Source organism: Bacillus sp. CDB3 (genome assembly GCF_002081505.1).
Taxonomy (GTDB): Bacteria; Bacillota; Bacilli; order Bacillales; family Bacillaceae_G; genus Bacillus_A; species Bacillus_A cereus_AT.
This window is the reverse complement of the sequence record NZ_ALBR01000096.1, coordinates 79,232-97,255: the sequence shown is the minus strand read 5'-3', so window position 1 is coordinate 97,255 and position 18,024 is coordinate 79,232. Positions and strand designations below refer to the sequence as shown.

Sequence of the window (18,024 nt, the reverse complement as noted above, 5' to 3'; positions counted from 1 at the left end):
TATATCTGTATACCGGACTTTTTTCTACACTCATTAGGATAACAACTTGTACTAAAAAACTCAACCGTATTCACCTGCTCAATAGTCCATGTAAACGCTTTTTTCCATATTTTTTATAAAAAATTCATTTTTTACGCCTCTACAGCAAGCTGATCTCTCACTGCTTGACGAATCTCATCAATATCAAACGGTTTAGCAAAGTGCATTAAAGCTCCTAAATCTTTCGCTTCTTGAATCATATCCAATTCTCCATAAGCAGTCATTAAAATCACTTTAATACTCTCATCAATTTCTTTTACATGTTTTAAAATCTCTATACCATCCATACCTGGGATTTTCATATCTAACACTACTAAATCTGGATTATCTTTTTTCACGATATCTAAAGCTTGAAATCCATTCGCTGCTTGGAACGTCTGATAACCTTCTTTTTGGAACACTTCATGTAATAACACACGAATGCCATATTGATCATCAACGATTAAAATTTTCCCTTCCATAACTCCCAACCTTTCTGTGTAAATACAAGATTTACAGCTTCTTATATCTTATCGATTTATTTTCGCTATTCTTTGGCAAATTCCTTCCTATTCTTTCTTATTTTACCGTTTCCTATTTTGTTATGCTACCTACGATTTCACCTTTCTAAAAAAATAAATTATAATAAAAGCCGGCAAACACGTACGAAGGGAGTAACATTATGTTAAAAATTTTTTCAACTCAATTAAGTGGTTATTTCTCCAGAGTTTCTCAAAAAGAGGAAATGAATATAGAAGATAGCGCTCGTCTACTTGCTCAAGCACTAGTTGGCGATGGTTTCATTTATTTACATGGTACAAATGAAATGGAGGGCGTTGTTGCTGAAGCTCTATTCGGTGCTGAACCAATGAAGCAAGCAAAACGCTTATTTGAAAACGGTAAAGAAGCAGAAGTAACTTCTGCAGATCGTGTACTTCTTATTAGCCGTTTTTCAACAGATGAAGAAGTTGTAGCAATTGCAAAAAAACTACAAGAAGAGGGGCACTCTATCGTTGGTATTTCAGCTATTCAAGAACATGTTGAATCACTGGAACAATACACAGATGTACATATCGATACAAAACTGTTAAAAGGCCTTATTCCAGATGATGAAGGTAACCGCTACGGTTTCCCAAGTTTAATTGTAGCTTTATTTGCTTATCATGGAATTAAATTTACAATTGATGAAATGTTAAACGAATATTAAAAAAAGCGCCCTATTTCAGGCGCTTTTTTTATTACTTGCTCTCTTTATTCGTAATAGAAGCACTTACGAAGTCATGGAACAATGGTTGTGGACGGTTTGGACGAGACACAAGTTCTGGATGGAACTGTGCTGCCACGAACCAAGGGTGGTCTTTTAATTCAATGATTTCAACTAGACGACCGTCTGGGCTTGTACCAGAGAATACAAATCCTGCTTTTTCCATATCCGGACGGAATTGATTGTTGAACTCATAACGATGACGATGACGCTCATATACAACCGGCTCGTTGTAAGCATTGTAAGCATTTGTTTCTTCAGCAAGCTTACATGGGTATAGACCAAGACGAAGTGTACCACCTAAGTCTTCTACATCTTTTTGTTCTGGTAATAAGTCGATGATTGCATAAGGTGTGTCAGGATTAATTTCAGAAGAGTTAGCTCCTTCTAATCCTAATACGTTACGTGCAAATTCGATTGATGCAAGTTGCATACCTAGGCAAATTCCTAAGAATGGAACTTTGTTTTCACGAGCATATTGAATTGCAACAATTTTACCTTCTACACCACGATCGCCAAAGCCACCTGGTACAAGAATACCATCTGTGTCGCCAACTAATTCTTTCACGTTCTCTGCTGTTACGTGCTCAGCATTTACCCATTTCACTTCTACATCTGTGTCGAATGAGTAACCTGCATGACGAAGTGCTTCTACAACAGAAATATATGCATCTTGAAGCTCTACGTATTTACCAACAAGAGCGATTTTTGTTTTCTTAGAAAGGTTACGCACTTTATTAACTAGCGCAGTCCACTCTGTCATATCTGCAGCTGGATTGTCTAATTTTAAGTGATCGCAAACGATTTGGTCCATGTTTTGTTCTTGAAGAGATAATGGAACCGCATATAAAGTATCTGCATCGCGCGCTTCGATAACTGCTTTTGTATCGATGTCACAGAATAATGCAAGCTTGTCTTTCATGTCCTGAGAAACAGGTAGTTCTGTACGAACAACGATAATATTTGGTTGAATACCTAAGCTACGAAGCTCTTTAACGCTATGTTGCGTTGGTTTTGTTTTCATTTCACCCGCTGCTTTTAAGTACGGGATTAACGTACAGTGAATGTACATTACATTGTCACGACCGATGTCGCTCTTAATTTGACGAATTGCTTCTAAGAATGGTAGAGACTCGATATCACCAACAGTTCCACCGATTTCTGTAATAACAACGTCCGCGTTTGTTTCGCGACCAGAACGATATACACGTTCTTTAATTTCGTTAGTAATGTGAGGAATAACCTGAACTGTTCCTCCTAAGTATTCACCACGACGCTCTTTTTGAAGAACTGAAGAGTAAATTTTACCTGTTGTTACGTTGCTGTATTTGTTTAAGTTGATGTCGATGAAACGCTCATAGTGACCAAGGTCTAAGTCAGTTTCTGCACCATCATCTGTTACGAATACCTCACCGTGTTGGTATGGGCTCATAGTCCCTGGGTCTACGTTAATGTATGGATCAAACTTTTGAATAGTTACGTTTAAACCACGATTTTTTAAAAGTCGTCCAAGAGATGCTGCTGTAATACCTTTTCCTAAAGACGATACTACACCGCCTGTTACAAAAATATACTTAGTCATGAAAAAGCTCCCTCCTATTTTGCTGTTATATAATCACCGTTGCAAAGCGCAACGTATGTAGATAACACTGTATCCATCTTATTGTTAGACTCTTTTTATTTTCTAAACAAAAAACAAAAAGAAAATTGCTCCCCTCATCACATAAAGTAATAAGTAGGGAGCAATTTTCTTTTATATTTACACTTTAAAAGTATTATCGTCCTGTTTTAAAGAGCCCAAAAATGATTCTACATGGACGATAATGAAAAGTCAAGAACTACAGCTCTTCCTCTTCTTCTTCAGCTTCAGCTTCATCGTACTCAAGTTCTTCTTCTGCGAAGTCTTCATCATCTTCTTCTAAATCATCAAGATCATCATCTTCGTCATCTGCGTCTTCTTCTTCAAGAACCTTGTCCAAATCTTCTACATCGTCTTCTTCGTCTGCATTTCCTTCTGCATCGCCGAATTCGTCTTCATCTTCTTCGATGTAGTCGTCAAAACCGTCCTCTTCAACTTTACGTTTCTTCTTCGGTTTTGGCTGAGGTAAGATTTCTTCATCAATTTGCTCATATGGGTACCAGCTGCGTAGCCCCCAACGATTTTCTCCTAAATTAATGAAACGTCCATCGATGTTTAAATCTGTATAAAATTGTGCGAGTTTCGCATTAACTTGCTCTTGAGATAGTCCCAGCACTTGAGCGATTTCTTGAACCAACTCGTTGAATGTCGTTGCTTGTCTTTTATCCCCTAAAACGCTATGTACAACTTCAATCATTGAACATTCTTTTAGCTCTTCTGGTGAATATTGCTTAAAATTCACTTATGCGGCACTTCCTTTCTTCAAATATAACCTTATATATAACGGTCTGCTTAAAAAAATCCATACTATTCATTATAAACAAAAGTCGCACAAATATGCTACAAAAAAAACGGGAAACTTTAATATGGTAATAAAATTATAATTTGTCCATTCCTTATTTCGGAAGCATATGCGCCCCTTGCAATACATACCTAATTTGCATTTCTGTATATTCTTCAAGCGTATACAGTTTTTGCAGGGCCCAACGTCTAAATCCCCACATTTGTCCTTGTATGAAAATATTATGTGCAAGAAGCTGTATTTCTTTTTTATTTAATGTAAATGTTCCATTTTCCGTGCACTGTTCTAAAATATTCTCGAACATTCCTACCATTTGAAACTCTTTTTCTAATACATATGGGAGTGATTCTTTCGGTAAAAAACGTACCTCTTGATACATAATTAATACTTCTTCTTGCAATTCATCCATCACTTTAAAATAATTCGTTATTGCTATCTTTAAACTTTCTATACTTCCCTTTTCTGTACACACTACTTCCTCTAACCGCTCTTTTACATGTTCATATATACTATCACAAACTAAATATAAAACATCATCTTTTGTACGAATGTACTCATAAAGTGTTCCAATACTAAACCCAGCCGCCTTCGCAATTTCTCTCGTTGTTGTACGTGGGAACCCTTTTTGCTTAAACAGTTGCACCGCACCTTTAATCATTTGTTCACGCCTTAACGCAACTAATTTTTCATCTTTCACTGATGCATGTACATTATGTTTAACCATCTCCTTCACCTCTCTCTATTATTTTTGGAAGGAAAAAGCGTAGGAAAATACCTACGCTTTCGTTCCTATTTCGTTAACATACGAGAAATTACAAGCCTTTGAATCTCTTGCGTTCCCTCATATATCTGTGTAATCTTTGCATCGCGCATATAACGCTCTACTGGATAATCTTTCGTATAACCATAACCACCAAATACTTGTACTGCTTCAGTCGTTACCTTCATCGCTGTATCACCTGCAAATACTTTTGACATCGCTGACTCTTTCCCGTACGGAAGCCCTTCAGATTCAAGCCAAGCCGCTTGATATGTTAAAAGACGCGCCGCCTCTACATCCGTTGCCATATCTGCAAGTTTAAAGCCAATTCCTTGCTGCGCCGCAATTGGCTTCCCGAACTGATGACGCTCTCTTGCATATTCTACGGAAGCATCTAAAGCGGATTGTGCAATACCAACCGCTTGCGCCGCAATACCATTACGACCGCCATCTAATGTTTGCATCGCTACCTTAAATCCTTGCCCCTCTTCTCCGAGTAGATTCTCTACAGGAATGCGGCAGTCTTCAAACATAATTTCAGTAGTCGGCGAAGAGCGAATCCCTAGCTTGCTCTCTTTTTTCCCAACTGAAAATCCCGGCGTATCGCTCTCCACAATAAATGCGCTCGTGCCACGCTGCTTCGATTCAGGGTCTGTTAATGCAAAAACAACGTAAATATCAGCAATGCCACCATTTGTAATAAAGATTTTCGATCCATTTAAAATGTAATGGTCTCCATCTCGTTTCGCAGTTGTCCTCATTCCACCAGCATCTGAACCGGAACTTGGTTCCGTTAAACCGTATGCGCCAATTTTCTTTCCTTCTGCCATCGGTCGTAAAAACTTTTGCTTTTGCTCTTCCGTTCCAAATTTAAAAATTGGCCAACCAGCAAGTGAAGTATGTGCAGACAATGTTACACCTGTAGAAGCACATACACGGGATAATTCTTCAATGGCAATTACATACGCCAAGTAATCGCTTCCAATTCCACCATACTCTTCAGGCCACGGAATGCCGGTTAAACCAAGCTCTGCCATTTGATCAAATAAAGCGCGATCAAATCGCTCTTCCTCATCACGCTCTGCCGCCGTCGGTGCTACTTCATTTCTTGCAAAATCCCGAACCATTTTTCTTATCATTTCATGTTCTTCTGATAATTTAAAATGCATTCCCGTCTCCCCCTCGTCTTTTTATAAAGCTCGGCTAATTACAAGCTTTTGTATTTCGCTCGTTCCTTCATATATTTGCGTGATCTTCGCATCACGGAAAAATCTTTCTACTGGATAATCTTTCGTATAACCGTAACCGCCAAATACTTGCACCGCTTCAATCGCAACTTCAACAGCCGTCTTAGAAGCAAATAATTTCGCAATAGAAGCTTCTTTACCACATGGTAATCCTTGCGCTCTTAGCGATGCCGCTCTGTATACAAGTAATCGCGCTGCTTCTACGCTAGTCGCCATATCTGCAAGTTTGAATCCGATTCCTTGCTGCGCCGCAATTGGCTTGCCGAATTGCTCGCGCTCTTTCGCATAATCAATCGCACATGCAAGCGCCGCTTCCGCGATTCCTAATGCCTGCGCTCCGATCCCAATTCGTCCAACATCTAAATTCGCCATTGCCACCTTAAATCCTTGTCCTTCTTCACCAAGTAAATTCTCGGCCGGCACTTTCATATCTTCAAACGTAAGTTGTACTGTACGAGAACCAAGAAGCCCCATCTTATGCTCATCTTTTCCGATGATTAAGCCTGGTGTATCTTTCTCTACAATAAATGCAGAAATGCCACTTTTCCCCGCCTCTGGATTTGTAGAAGCGAATACAATGTATGTACTTGCTTCGCCGCCATTCGTAATAAATACTTTCGATCCATTGATAATATAGTGATCGTCTTTTTTTACAGCTCTTGATTTCAAACTACCTGCATCTGATCCTGCATTTGGTTCTGTTAGAGCAAATGCGCCTAAATACTCACCAGTCGCCAATTTAGAAACATATTTCTGCTTCTGTTCTTCTGTTCCGAAGTATAAAATCGGATTCATTCCAACTGACGTATGTACAGCTAAAATTACACCAACCGTTGCACTTACCTTTGAAATTTCCTCAATTGCTAGAATGTAAGAAATAAAATCCATTTCTGCCCCGCCATATTTTGCAGGCGCTGGAATACCCATTAGTCCAAGCTCACCCATCTTTTGCAAAATCTCTTTCGGGAACACCCCTTGTTCCATACTAGGAACAAAGGGAGCTATTTCCTTCTGCGCAAAATCTCGAACCATTTTCCTCATCATTTGTTGCTCTTCAGTAAAGTGAAAATTCATGTACTTCGCCTCCGTTTGCTATATATCTTTTTAACAATTTGGTAAGACCACTATTTTAATAAAGGGAGGACTTTATTCGTAAACGTAGAAACCACGACCCGTTTTACGTCCTAACCATCCTGCATTCACATACTTGCGTAATAATGGACATGGGCGATATTTACTATCTCCTAATCCTTCATGCAACACTTCCATAATGTATAAACACGTATCTAAACCGATAAAATCAGCTAATGTAAGTGGCCCCATCGGATGATTCATACCGAGCTTCATTACTTCATCAATCGCTTCTTTCGTTGCTACACCTTCATATAACGTATAGATTGCTTCGTTAATCATTGGTAATAAAATACGGTTCGATACAAACCCTGGGAAATCATTTACTTCAACTGGCACTTTCCCGATTTTTTTCGTAATATCTTCAATCGTTTCGTACACTGCATCATCTGTAGCTAAACCACGAATAATTTCAACGAGTTTCATAACTGGAACTGGATTCATAAAGTGCATGCCAATTACTTTCTCAGGACGTTTCGTTACCGCTGCAATTTCCGTAATTGGTAACGATGACGTATTCGTTGCTAAAATTGCGTGTTCTGGAGCGATTTCATCTAGATTCGCAAAAATTTTCTTTTTAATATCCATTTTCTCAACAGCAGCTTCAATAACAAGATCCGCTTCTTTTACACTATTTAAATCGAGTGTCCATGTAAGACGATTTAAAGTCGCTTCTTTCTCTTCTTCCTTCATACGACATTTTTCTACTTGACGAGCTAAATTTTTTGTAATAACAGCTAGCCCTCTATCTAATTGCTCTTGCTTTAAATCTTGCACTTTCACATCATAGCCTGCCATTGCACACACTTGTGCGATACCTGAACCCATTTGTCCTGCACCAATTACAACTATTTTTTGTACACCCATTCTTTCTTCCCCCTTAATATAAGTTGTTAATAAACCAAAATCCTCTACACGTAAATTAACGAACTTCAATCATAATTGCGTCACCTTGACCGCCACCGCTACAAATAGAAGCAATTCCAATTCCGCCGCCGCGCTGCTTCAGTGCATGGATAAGTGTAACGATAATACGTGCTCCGCTCGCTCCAATTGGATGCCCCATTGCTACAGCACCGCCATTTACATTCAATTTTTCCGGATCAATCCCTGCAATTTCAGTACTTGCAATTGCTACCGCCGCAAATGCCTCATTGATTTCAAATAGATCGATTTCTTCAATTGTCTTACCTGTCTTTTTCAACAATTCATTAATTGCATAACCTGGCGTTCTTGGGAAATCCTTCGATTCTACCGCAATTGCTGTATGCGCCAAAATTGTCGCTAATGGCTTTCTTCCCTCTTGCTTCGCTCTATCCTCGCTCATTAATACAAGCGCCGCACCGCCATCATTTAGTCCAGGAGCATTACCAGCTGTCACCGCTGACGTCTTATCAAATACAGGCTTTAATTTCGCTAATTTTTCAATCGTTGTATCCGCGCGTGGCGCCTCATCCTTAGCCACGACGATAGGATCACCTTTTCTTTGCTGAATTGTTACTGGTACAATCTCCTCTTCAAAACGACCTTCCTTATGTGCTGAAACCGCACGTTGATGGCTACGATATGCCCATTCATCTTGTGCTTCGCGAGAGATCCCATCTTCTTTTGCAACTTCTCCGCCATAAACACCCATGTGTATACCTGAAAATGCGCATGTTAAACCGTCTGCAACGTTTAAATCGATAACTTCGTTGTTGCCCATTCTGTATCCCCATCTTGCTCCTCGTAAAATGTAAGGACTGTTACTCATCGATTCCATTCCACCAGCTACAATCAGTGATTGGTCACCAGTACGAATAATTTGATCCGCTAAAGTAACTGCGCGAAGCCCTGATGCACAAACCTTATTTACTGTTTCTGTCTGCACTTCCCAAGGAATCCCAGCCGCTCTTGCTGCTTGGCGTGATGGAATTTGTCCTTGTCCTCCTTGGATAACCGTTCCAAATATAACTTCTTCAACATCACTCGCGGAAACATTCGCCCTTTCAAGCGCTGCCTTAATTGCGATTCCTCCAAGTTCTGTTGCTTTCACGTCTTTTAAAGTCCCTCCAAATTTTCCAACCGGTGTTCTTGCAGCACTTAAAATAACTGTTTTACTCATGTTTCTTTCCCCCATTTCTTTTTTTAACGCCGAGCGCTCGCTCGGTATTCCTACGTTGAGAAGAGGTGCAATAATTGCACCTCTTTCTAAAGTTGTATGCATTCCCACAAACTAGATTGCTTCTTTCTTCTGTCCGATAACTGAGCGTTCTAAAATCTCTGTTACGTCCAGCGTTTGAACTGTTTCTTCAACTTCTTTCGCTTTCGTACCGTCACTAATCATCGTTAAGCAATATGGGCATCCTGTACCGATAATTGACGGTTGTACAGCCAGCGCTTGTTCTGTACGAGCAACGTTAATACGAGAACCAGCCGTTTCTTCCATCCACATTAAGCCGCCACCTGCACCACAGCACATTCCCGTTTCACGGTTACGCGCCATTTCTACAAGGTTTACACCTGGAATTGCTTTTAGAATATCGCGCGGTGCCTCATATACTTCGTTGTATCTTCCTAAGTAACAGGAATCATGGTACGTAACTGTTTCTTCAATAGAATGGACAGGTTTTAAACGTCCTTCCTTCACCCACTGGGCTAGTAATTCTGTATGATGATAGACTTCTGCTTGTAAGCCAAAGTCCGGGTACTCATTTTTAAAAGTGTTATAAGCATGAGGGTCAATCGTAACGATTTTCTTCACTCCTGCTTTTTCAAATTCCTCAATGTTTTTCGTTGCCATCTCTTGGAATACGAATTCGTTTCCGAGGCGGCGCGGTGTATCACCAGAGTTCTTTTCCTTATTACCAAGAATTGCGAATGAAATGCCTGCTTCGTTCATTAGCTTCGCAAATGATATCGCAATCTTCTGACTGCGGTTGTCATACGAACCCATTGATCCAACCCAGAATAAGTATTCAAACTCTTCGCCAGCTTTTGATTTCTCTTTTACAGTTGGAACTGTTACTTCATCATCACCTTGACGCCATGTTTCACGCTCTTTACGGTTCAGTCCCCACGGATTACCTTGACGCTCGATATTTGTCATTGCACGCTGTGCCTCTGCATCCATTTTCCCTTCTGTTAAAACGAGATAGCGGCGTAAATCAATAATTTTATCAACATGTTCATTCATAACTGGACACTGATCTTCACAGTTACGGCACGTTGTACATGCCCAAATCTCTTCTTCTGTAATAACATCTCCGATTAAGCTCGGATCGTAAGCGAGCGCTGTAGCTGCTGATTCTTGTTGTCCTTTTCCAGCTGCCATCATCGCTAACTGATTTCCTTGTGTATTATTAAAAGCAACAACTGGAACCCACGGTGCTTTTGATGTTACCGCTGCCCCTTTATCCGTTAAATGGTCGCGAAGTTTTAAAATTAAATCCATCGGTGATAACATTTTGCCTGTTCCTGTTGCCGGACACATATTTGTACAACGGCCACATTCTACGCAAGCATATAAATCAACGAGCTGATTTTGTCTAAAGTCTTCAATTTTACCAACACCGAACGTTTCTTGCGTTTCATCTTCAAAATCGATTTTTTCAAGTTTTCCCGGATTTGAAAGACGACCAAAAAACACGTTAACTGGTCCAGCAATTAAATGCGCATGTTTTGATTGTGGAACATAAACTAAAAACGTTAGCAAGATTAATAGATGCACCCACCAAGAGAAATAGAACACTGAAATGGCTACGGTTTCATTTATCCCTGAGAAAACGTAAGCGATTGCAGAAGCAATTGGTTCACTCCATGAAAGCTCCTCACCGTGCCATATAATTCCCATCCCATTACCAAGTAGCACAGAAATCATTAAGCCACCAATAAAGATAAGAACAAGACCTGATTTGAAATTACGTTTTAAACGAACAAGCTTTTCAACATAGCGTCTATGAAAAGCCCAAAAGACTGCGATTAAAATAACAAGTGTGACAATTTCCTGGAAGAATGTAAATGCAGGGTATAGTGGTCCAAGTGGAAGATGTGATCCTGGTGCGAGCCCTTTCCAAACGAAGTCAATTGCTCCAAATTGGACAAGAATAAATCCGTAAAAAAACATAACGTGAATAATGCCGCTCTTTTTATCTTTCAGCAGCTTTTTCTGACCGAATACATTGACCTTAAGAAGATCCCAACGCTCTTTAAAACGACGGTCAAATTCAATCTTTTTTCCTAATTGTATGTAGGCCATCCTCGTTCGTATAAGATATACAAACAAATATCCCGCATAAGCAATAACAGCAATGGCAGCCAGCCAATTAATGATTAGTAAGCTATTCATTTTTATGCTACCCCTCTCTTTGTAAGCCCTCTTTCTTTTTTAGAATCTTCGAAAATATATAATTTTCTGAATTGTATCCCCTATTCCCATTATATAATGAGTGAGCATTCAGTCAACAGTTTTTTGTTATACAACAACACATTTTTTAATAAAGCTGTTTATTTGGGTGAAACTATAAAGTGAAACTTTAATCAGCGGGCTGTTTATTCCCTACTGATTATTAGCCCACACCAATCGGGATACAGTGACATTTTGATTTGTAAAAAACTGATGGTGAAAAGACCGTGAAGGAGGGAATTTACTTATGTTCTTCTTATCTCTCTTGTTAATAGGTAGCGCTCTCTGGATTACAATCGACCTTTCATATGGGAGAATTGTTCATTTAAAGCGTGTACGTTCTCGTTCTTTCCCTTTACGTCAAAGTGATTTTCACCTTTATACATACGGAAAAGATTTGTATGACGCCCTATTTATTGATATAAAACAAGCTAAACACCATGTGCACGTTTTATTTTTCATTGTAAAAAATGATGAGATAAGTCGTAAGTTTTTAAAGCTACTTATCGATAAAGCACAAGAAGGAATTGAAGTAAGACTTTTGCTCGACCGGTTTGGAAGTCATTATTTATCAAAAGAAGCGATTCATTCGCTACAAAAGCATGGTGTCTCTTTTTCATTTTGTCACAAAGTGAAATTTCCTTTTCCTTTCTTTTCTGCAAATCAAAGAAACCATAGAAAAATTACAGTTATTGACGGGAAAATTGGCTATATTGGTGGATTTAATATTGGCGAGGAATATTTGGGGCATAATCAAAAGTTAGGATTATGGCGAGATTATCATTTACGTCTTACAGGAGAAGGGATACAAGATTTACAAAAACAATTTTTACATGATTGGTTCGACGATACAGGTCAAAATTTATTAGATTCATCTCTTTATTTTCCTAAACAACAACCAGGGATCATTCTACATCGTTTTGTCCCTACTGATGGTGCCTATTTACAAAATACATTTTTACAATTAATCGAAAGCGCGAAAAAAGAAATCTTTATCGGTACACCATATTTCATTCCTGGAAAAAAAATGATGAACGCATTATTAAACGCACGAAAACGTGGAGTTCAAATAACTATTCTCGTTCCACAAAAGGCTGATCACGCCCTCGTTCGAGAAGCAAAATTCCCATATTGCCGAAAGTTAATACAAGCTGGTTGTAATATTTACGCTTTTCAACAAGGATTTTTTCACGCAAAAATCATTATAGTGGACGATCATATTTGTGATATTGGGACTGCTAATTTTGATATGAGAAGCTTATATATTAACCATGAAATCAACTGTCTTTTATACGATAAACATTTCATACAAGAAGTAAAAAATAAATTCCATGAAGATCTAAAAAACGCGTCATTACTTTCCTTTGATGATGTCAGCCCACTTTCCCTTATTGATAAGGGCAAAGAATGGATAGGAACGATACTTGCGTTCTTCTTATAGGAAAGGCGATAAATAAAAGAGGTGTATCCTTTATGATTATGCGGTTTGGATATGTCTCACATGCAATGGCATTGTGGGACTGTTCTCCTGCTAAAACGATGACATTTACAAGCTTTAAAAAACTCAATAAACAAGAGCGAGAAGATAAATTGTACCATGTTACAAGGCAGAATCTAGAACACACAATACGCATCCTTCATTACAATATTGCACACGAAATTCCATTATATCGTTTATCATCTTCTATCGTTCCACTTGCAACACATCCTGAAGTTGAATTTGATTACATTCAACTATTTGCTCCACTATGGCGTAAAATAGGAGCATTAATTCAAGAACACAATTTACGCGTAAGTTTTCACCCAAACCAATTCACACTATTTACAAGCGACAAACCACATATTACAACTAATGCAATTACAGATATGACCTATCATTATAACGTGTTAAATGCTATGGGAATTGCAGATTCTTCCTACATTAATATCCATGTAGGTGGCGCGTATGGAAATAAGGAGAAAGCAATCGAACGTTTTCATGAAAACATACAGAAACTTCCTGACCATATAAAAAGACAAATGACTCTTGAAAATGATGATAAAACATATACAACTTCTGAAACTTTGGCTATTTGCCAAAAAGAAAAAATCCCTTTCGTGTTCGATTATCATCATCACATAGCGAACCTTTGTAATGAACCACTAGAAGAATTACTTCCTATGATATTTAAAACTTGGTCACATACAAATGTCCCTCCTAAAGTTCATATTTCTTCTCCTAAATCAGAAAAAGAATTTAGGTCCCACGCAGATTATATTGATTTAGACTTTATTAAACCTTTTTTACACATTACAAAAAAAATTGATCATAATTTCGATATTATGATTGAAAGTAAACAAAAGGATTTAGCACTTCTTCAGTTAATAGATGAAATCTCTTCTATAAGAGGGATAAAAAGAAAAAACGGCGCAGTGTTACAATGGTAATTTGTAATACTGCGCCATTTTTTTCATAAGAAAGTGATTCCTATAGTAAAAAACATCCCAATTTATATGCTATTATTTAAATTAGCATTTTCCCCCTGAGATTCAACTTTATTGAAATGGAGTCATAATATGATTAATCAAAAGAAATATGTACAATTTGTCATGATATATATAATTATATTTTCTCTTTGGATATTCCTTATCCCTAGGAATTTAAATATAAAAGAAATTGGAATTCTCTTCTTATTTTGTTTTGCGGCAATCTTTTCTTGCTATTGCTTATATAAAGCAATTAAGAAGATGAAAAGCAGTGACAAACTATTTTGGGTTTTACTACTATGTACTTGCATATGTGGACTAATTATGGAAATAACTTTATTTCTTCAGTCACTTTCTATTTATGATCAAGTCATATTCTCATATAAAGCACTACCTTTTTTCATCATACAATATATTTTGCTTTTTTCTGGCTTTGCTATAAAGTTTATAAAGCATTACTCCATTAGAGGTCTTGCTCAATTTTCATTCGATAGCATCTTCATTGTTATTATGAATATTTATTTTATCCTAACCTTTATTTTAGATATTTCTAGCTTTCGTATGTTGACGACGGACACGTGGCTTTTGATTGGGTATTTTATCGCACAATCATTAGTAATTTACGCCGTTATTAGCCTATATAGGAGAGAACAATATTCTTCTAGTAGAATCTCATTAATTATCGGCTTTACTATCATACTTGTGTACGGATATATACATCTGTTCCAATTAAACAAAGGAATGAAAACTTCTTCTGAAGTCTCTTATTTAATACATACTGCTTCGATTTTACTAATCGGTTTATCGTCCATACTGTACATTTTGAATAAACCAATGCAACATGAAACGAAAATGAAGTATTATCGATTCGATTATGTACGCTTTATATTACCTTATTTTAGTATAATCATTACTTTTTCCTTTATTGTCATTCAGCCTTGGGACGATAAGTTCATGCTAATCGGTCTAGTATTATCACTAATCTTATTATTCCTACGACAACTTTACGTGTGGAAAGATAATCAAGTATTAATCGATACGTACGAACAGTTGACTACACAACTAGAAGGAAAAGTCGAAGAAGGTGCATCTGCCCTATCAAAAAGTGAACAGCGTTATAAGTCTTTATTCGAAGATCATCCTGATGCTGTTTTTTCTTTAAATATGAACGGGATTTTTCAACAATCTAATAAGGCTTGTGAAAGTTTATTTACAGCCTATTACTGTGAAGTAACAAGCTATTCTCTTCTACACTTCATTGATTCACAAGATCATGAATTATTGAAGAAATCTTTACAAAGTACAAAAGAAGGTAGACCACAAACTCTAGAAATTCGGACAAAAGAAAAAGAAGGCTATTATTATTATCTTCACATTACATTCATCCCTATTTTTATAAATAAAGAAGTTGTTGGGATGTTTGGTATAGCACGTGATATTACAACTTTATATGAAAAACAAAAACAAGTAGAGCATTTGGCTTTCCATGATGCACTTACAGGACTACCGAATCGACGAAAATTCGAAAAAGATTTAAAAACGATTTTAAATACAGCGCAAAACAACACTAATGACGTTGCCGTCATGTTCCTCGACTTAGATCGATTTAAAAAAATTAACGATCGACTCGGTCATGATGTCGGAGATCTATTATTAATTGAAGTAGCAAAAAGATTACGTGGATGTTTGCGTTCAAAAGATATCGTTGCCCGCCAAGGCGGAGATGAATTTACGATCCTATTACCAGATATGTACTCTGAAAAAAGTGCTGCTTTTATAGCCGAACAAATTTTAACCATCTTAAATAAGCCTTACTTCATTAAAGATGCAGAACTTTCTGTTACACCGAGTATCGGAATTGCAATGTTTCCGGAATACGGAACCGATGTAACCGAATTAATGAAAAATGCAGATATGGCTATGTACCGAGCAAAAGCTAATGGAAAAAATAGATTCATTTTCTTCTCAAAAGAAATGAGTGTTGCGCAAAATGAACTACACTTCCTAGAAGGTGAACTTTCAAAGGCTCTGCAACAAAATGAATTTTTCCTTGAGTATCAACCGCAAGTAAATACAAAAACAAAACAAATTATCGGTTTTGAGGCATTAATTCGCTGGAAACATTCAAAACTCGGAATCGTATCACCTGCCCAATTTATTCCTCTAGCAGAGGAAACAGGATTTATTATTGAACTTGGTAATTGGATTTTACGTACCGCCTGCTTAGAAGCAAAAAAGTGGCATAACCAAGGATTTTCTCACTTAAAGGTTGGTGTAAATTTATCTGTTGTTCAATTTAATCACGTAGATTTAATATCAACTATTTCAAAAGTCTTGGAAGAAACAGAACTAAAGCCAGAAGCGCTAGATATTGAGATTACAGAAAGCATCGCGATTAATCAAAATCACTCTGTAATTGCTAAACTAGAAGAACTTCAAAATCTCGGTATCCAAATTTCAATCGATGACTTTGGAACTGGTTATAGTTCTTTAGCTTATTTAACGAAATATCCAATCAATACATTAAAAATTGCTCGAGAGTTTATTTGTGGAATTACAAATAGCCCTTTAGAAGAAGCGATTATCGCCTCCATCATTAAGCTATCGAAAGAATTAAATTTAGAGGTTATTGCGGAAGGTGTAGAAACAGAAGAACAATGGAAGTTTTTACACGAACAAAACTGTGACCACATCCAAGGATTCCTATTTAGCAAGCCTGTTTCTAGTAAAGATGTTTGGATGTTACTCCACGAAAAAACAACCGTCTAAGTAAGACGGTTGTTTTTTCAGAGTGTTGGGAAACCCTTTAGGGTTCCCAACACTCTGAAATCTTTTTGATTTTAGCAAATGAAAACAACATAAAATAATAGAATTTAGAAAAATAGCCCTCCACCAGACCCTTTTTGGTCAGATGGAGGGCTATTTTTTTCATATTTTGACAAGCTGAGGTGAGATAAGCCTGCATTTGGACAGACTTCAGCCCCCGAAACCGAGCATATCGATAGCCATGGAGTTCTTTGGCGTCCGCAAAGCTTCGCTCTATAGTTGAACAGCGTACTTTATACAACTTTTTCCCTGTAACTGTTAGCTTGTTTTTTCTAGCGATATGACCTGGTCAAGAAAAACTGGAACACAAATTAGATTACGCAATTGATTTTGAATATTGATAAGGAGTCATTCCGTTTAATGTTGAATGAGGACGAACAGAATGATAGTACATATAAATAAATTCAGCTACTAACTGATTCACTTGGGACAGGGAAATGAGCTTTTCTCCATGTAAGCATTCTCGCTTACAGATACTAAAGAAAGATTCTATTACTGCATTATCCCAACAGTTTCCTTTTCGGGACATACTTTGTTGAATTTTTTGCTGTTTACAAAAATCAGTCACTTGGTAACTGCTAAATTGTGATCCTTGATCGCTATGAAATAATATGTTTTCTCGTTTCCCATATGTGTTTTTTACTTGTTGAATTGTGTCTTTTACTAATTGAGCATCTTGACAAGTATCTAACGAATAACCAAGCACCCGTCGGGTGCTAATATCTAATGCCGCACAAAAATATACTTTCATCCCATTCATCAAACGGAATTCCGTAATATCACATACTACAGTTGGTATGTCTTTCTTACCAGGTTTAAAGGATCGCTTTAATACATTGGGAAATGTACGGTGTTCTTGTTTTCGTTTCTTATAATAAGTGACAACTTTTGACTGCAAGCCGGCTTTGCATAACGCTTGTCTTACTTGTGACAACGTAACCTTGACTCCCTTGTTTACAAGATAACGGTACAACTTTCGATACCCCATTCTTCCTTTTAAACATTTAAATTGCATGACAATATAAGCCGCTGTCTTTTTACGTTTTTTCTGATTTTCAGTGGGTTTACGATGAATATAGTCGTAAAAACCACTAACAGACACTTGTAATCGATGGCAAAGCCAGCGCACTCCAAATATTTGATTATATTGTCTTATAAACTGAAAGCGTGTTAGTTTTGGTTGCTGGCAAAGAAGGTTGCCGCCTTTTTTAGAAATTCATTTTCCTTTTTTAACGCCTGGATTTCTCTTCGTAAAGAACGTAGTTCTTCCAGTTCATTGCTTTCACAGGAGGAAATCTGTGTAGAATATTTTTTAATCCATACATTTAGAGTTCCGTTACCCAAGTCAAATTCTCTCTGGATACTTGAAATAGAACGACCTTCTTTGATCACCAATTCAACACATTGTCTTTTAAACATTTCATCATACTGTTTTTTCATCTGAAACACCTCTTCATATAGAATAATTTATCTCTATACTGTGTTCC

15 protein-coding genes and 1 pseudogene are annotated in these 18,024 nt (G+C 37.4%); 4 read left to right on the top strand and 12 right to left on the bottom strand.

The window, feature by feature from the left end; all coding sequences use genetic code 11:
• Positions 1-131: 131 nt before the first annotated feature.
• On the bottom strand, positions 132-500 hold the full coding sequence (spo0F, locus tag CDB3_RS23870) for a sporulation initiation phosphotransferase Spo0F (protein WP_000398592.1): 369 nt from the start codon (positions 498-500) through the stop codon (positions 132-134).
• Between the two features lie 200 nt (positions 501-700).
• Between spo0F and CDB3_RS23865 the strand changes: the two genes are divergently transcribed.
• On the top strand, positions 701-1,225 hold the full coding sequence (locus tag CDB3_RS23865; RefSeq protein ID WP_128856193.1) for a DUF2529 domain-containing protein: 525 nt from the start codon (positions 701-703) through the stop codon (positions 1,223-1,225).
• Positions 1,226-1,256: 31 nt separating this feature from the next.
• Here the strand turns inward: CDB3_RS23865 and pyrG are convergent, their stop codons facing one another.
• From pyrG to CDB3_RS23825, 8 genes are all read right to left on the bottom strand, one after another.
• Positions 1,257-2,864, bottom strand: coding sequence for a CTP synthase (gene pyrG, locus CDB3_RS23860; protein WP_000170445.1), 1,608 nt, complete (start codon positions 2,862-2,864; stop codon positions 1,257-1,259).
• A gap of 256 nt (positions 2,865-3,120) precedes the next feature.
• Positions 3,121-3,663: a DNA-directed RNA polymerase subunit delta gene (rpoE, locus tag CDB3_RS23855; protein WP_098403680.1), complete on the bottom strand. Its 543-nt coding sequence runs from the start codon at positions 3,661-3,663 to the stop codon at positions 3,121-3,123.
• A 154-nt stretch (positions 3,664-3,817) separates the two neighbouring features.
• Positions 3,818-4,447, bottom strand: coding sequence for a TetR/AcrR family transcriptional regulator (locus tag CDB3_RS23850; protein ID WP_000238599.1), 630 nt, complete (start codon positions 4,445-4,447; stop codon positions 3,818-3,820).
• A 65-nt stretch (positions 4,448-4,512) separates the two neighbouring features.
• Positions 4,513-5,652 (bottom strand): acyl-CoA dehydrogenase AcdA, encoded by a 1,140-nt coding sequence (acdA, locus tag CDB3_RS23845; RefSeq protein ID WP_071744053.1) that lies wholly within the window; start codon positions 5,650-5,652, stop codon positions 4,513-4,515.
• A 21-nt stretch (positions 5,653-5,673) separates the two neighbouring features.
• Positions 5,674-6,804, bottom strand: a complete 1,131-nt coding sequence (locus tag CDB3_RS23840) for an acyl-CoA dehydrogenase (RefSeq protein ID WP_001009064.1) — start codon at positions 6,802-6,804, stop codon at positions 5,674-5,676.
• Positions 6,805-6,876: 72 nt separating this feature from the next.
• Positions 6,877-7,728, bottom strand: coding sequence for a 3-hydroxybutyryl-CoA dehydrogenase (locus tag CDB3_RS23835; RefSeq protein ID WP_128856192.1), 852 nt, complete (start codon positions 7,726-7,728; stop codon positions 6,877-6,879).
• Positions 7,729-7,783: 55 nt separating this feature from the next.
• The gene (locus CDB3_RS23830) at positions 7,784-9,067 is read right to left on the bottom strand and encodes an acetyl-CoA C-acetyltransferase (protein WP_128856191.1); all 1,284 of its coding nucleotides are present in this window, start codon (positions 9,065-9,067) and stop codon (positions 7,784-7,786) included.
• Between the two features lie 9 nt (positions 9,068-9,076).
• Complete coding sequence (locus tag CDB3_RS23825) at positions 9,077-11,188, bottom strand: (Fe-S)-binding protein (protein WP_097831455.1); 2,112 nt, start codon at positions 11,186-11,188, stop codon at positions 9,077-9,079.
• A 304-nt stretch (positions 11,189-11,492) separates the two neighbouring features.
• On the opposite strand from CDB3_RS23825, the gene cls reads away from it, so the two are divergent.
• The 3 genes from cls to CDB3_RS23810 all read left to right on the top strand — a co-directional run bounded on the left by cls (position 11,493) and on the right by CDB3_RS23810 (position 16,480).
• Positions 11,493-12,686, top strand: a complete 1,194-nt coding sequence (gene cls / locus CDB3_RS23820; protein ID WP_128856190.1) for a cardiolipin synthase — start codon at positions 11,493-11,495, stop codon at positions 12,684-12,686.
• 32 nt (positions 12,687-12,718) lie between these two features.
• The gene (uvsE, locus tag CDB3_RS23815; protein ID WP_128856189.1) at positions 12,719-13,672 is read left to right on the top strand and encodes a UV DNA damage repair endonuclease UvsE; all 954 of its coding nucleotides are present in this window, start codon (positions 12,719-12,721) and stop codon (positions 13,670-13,672) included.
• Between the two features lie 129 nt (positions 13,673-13,801).
• Entirely contained in the window at positions 13,802-16,480 is a 2,679-nt protein-coding gene (locus tag CDB3_RS23810; RefSeq protein ID WP_128856188.1) for a DUF4084 domain-containing protein, read from the top strand.
• A 37-nt stretch (positions 16,481-16,517) separates the two neighbouring features.
• Here the strand turns inward: CDB3_RS23810 and CDB3_RS23805 are convergent.
• From CDB3_RS23805 to CDB3_RS23795, 3 genes and pseudogenes are all read right to left on the bottom strand, one after another.
• Positions 16,518-16,814: pseudogene (locus CDB3_RS23805) on the bottom strand (transposase); the annotation flags it as partial.
• Between the two features lie 39 nt (positions 16,815-16,853).
• Entirely contained in the window at positions 16,854-17,753 is a 900-nt protein-coding gene (locus CDB3_RS23800; RefSeq protein ID WP_128854753.1) for an IS3 family transposase, read from the bottom strand.
• Positions 17,708-17,977: a transposase gene (locus CDB3_RS23795; RefSeq protein WP_128853850.1), complete on the bottom strand. Its 270-nt coding sequence runs from the start codon at positions 17,975-17,977 to the stop codon at positions 17,708-17,710. Before CDB3_RS23795 ends, CDB3_RS23800 begins: the two co-directional genes overlap by 46 nt.
• Positions 17,978-18,024 lie beyond the last annotated feature (47 nt).

Coding starts and splice junctions, on each gene's coding strand:
- spo0F (WP_000398592.1), bottom strand. CDS start 500: ATGGAAGGGAAAATTTTAATCGTTGATGATCAATATGGCATTCGTGTG.
- CDB3_RS23865 (WP_128856193.1), top strand. CDS start 701: ATGTTAAAAATTTTTTCAACTCAATTAAGTGGTTATTTCTCCAGAGTT.
- pyrG (WP_000170445.1), bottom strand. CDS start 2,864: ATGACTAAGTATATTTTTGTAACAGGCGGTGTAGTATCGTCTTTAGGA.
- CDB3_RS23850 (WP_000238599.1), bottom strand. CDS start 4,447: ATGGTTAAACATAATGTACATGCATCAGTGAAAGATGAAAAATTAGTT.
- acdA (WP_071744053.1), bottom strand. CDS start 5,652: ATGCATTTTAAATTATCAGAAGAACATGAAATGATAAGAAAAATGGTT.
- CDB3_RS23840 (WP_001009064.1), bottom strand. CDS start 6,804: ATGAATTTTCACTTTACTGAAGAGCAACAAATGATGAGGAAAATGGTT.
- CDB3_RS23835 (WP_128856192.1), bottom strand. CDS start 7,728: ATGGGTGTACAAAAAATAGTTGTAATTGGTGCAGGACAAATGGGTTCA.
- CDB3_RS23830 (WP_128856191.1), bottom strand. CDS start 9,067: ATGCATACAACTTTAGAAAGAGGTGCAATTATTGCACCTCTTCTCAAC.
- CDB3_RS23825 (WP_097831455.1), bottom strand. CDS start 11,188: ATGAATAGCTTACTAATCATTAATTGGCTGGCTGCCATTGCTGTTATT.
- cls (WP_128856190.1), top strand. CDS start 11,493: ATGTTCTTCTTATCTCTCTTGTTAATAGGTAGCGCTCTCTGGATTACA.
- uvsE (WP_128856189.1), top strand. CDS start 12,719: ATGATTATGCGGTTTGGATATGTCTCACATGCAATGGCATTGTGGGAC.
- CDB3_RS23810 (WP_128856188.1), top strand. CDS start 13,802: ATGATTAATCAAAAGAAATATGTACAATTTGTCATGATATATATAATT.
- CDB3_RS23795 (WP_128853850.1), bottom strand. CDS start 17,977: ATGAAAAAACAGTATGATGAAATGTTTAAAAGACAATGTGTTGAATTG.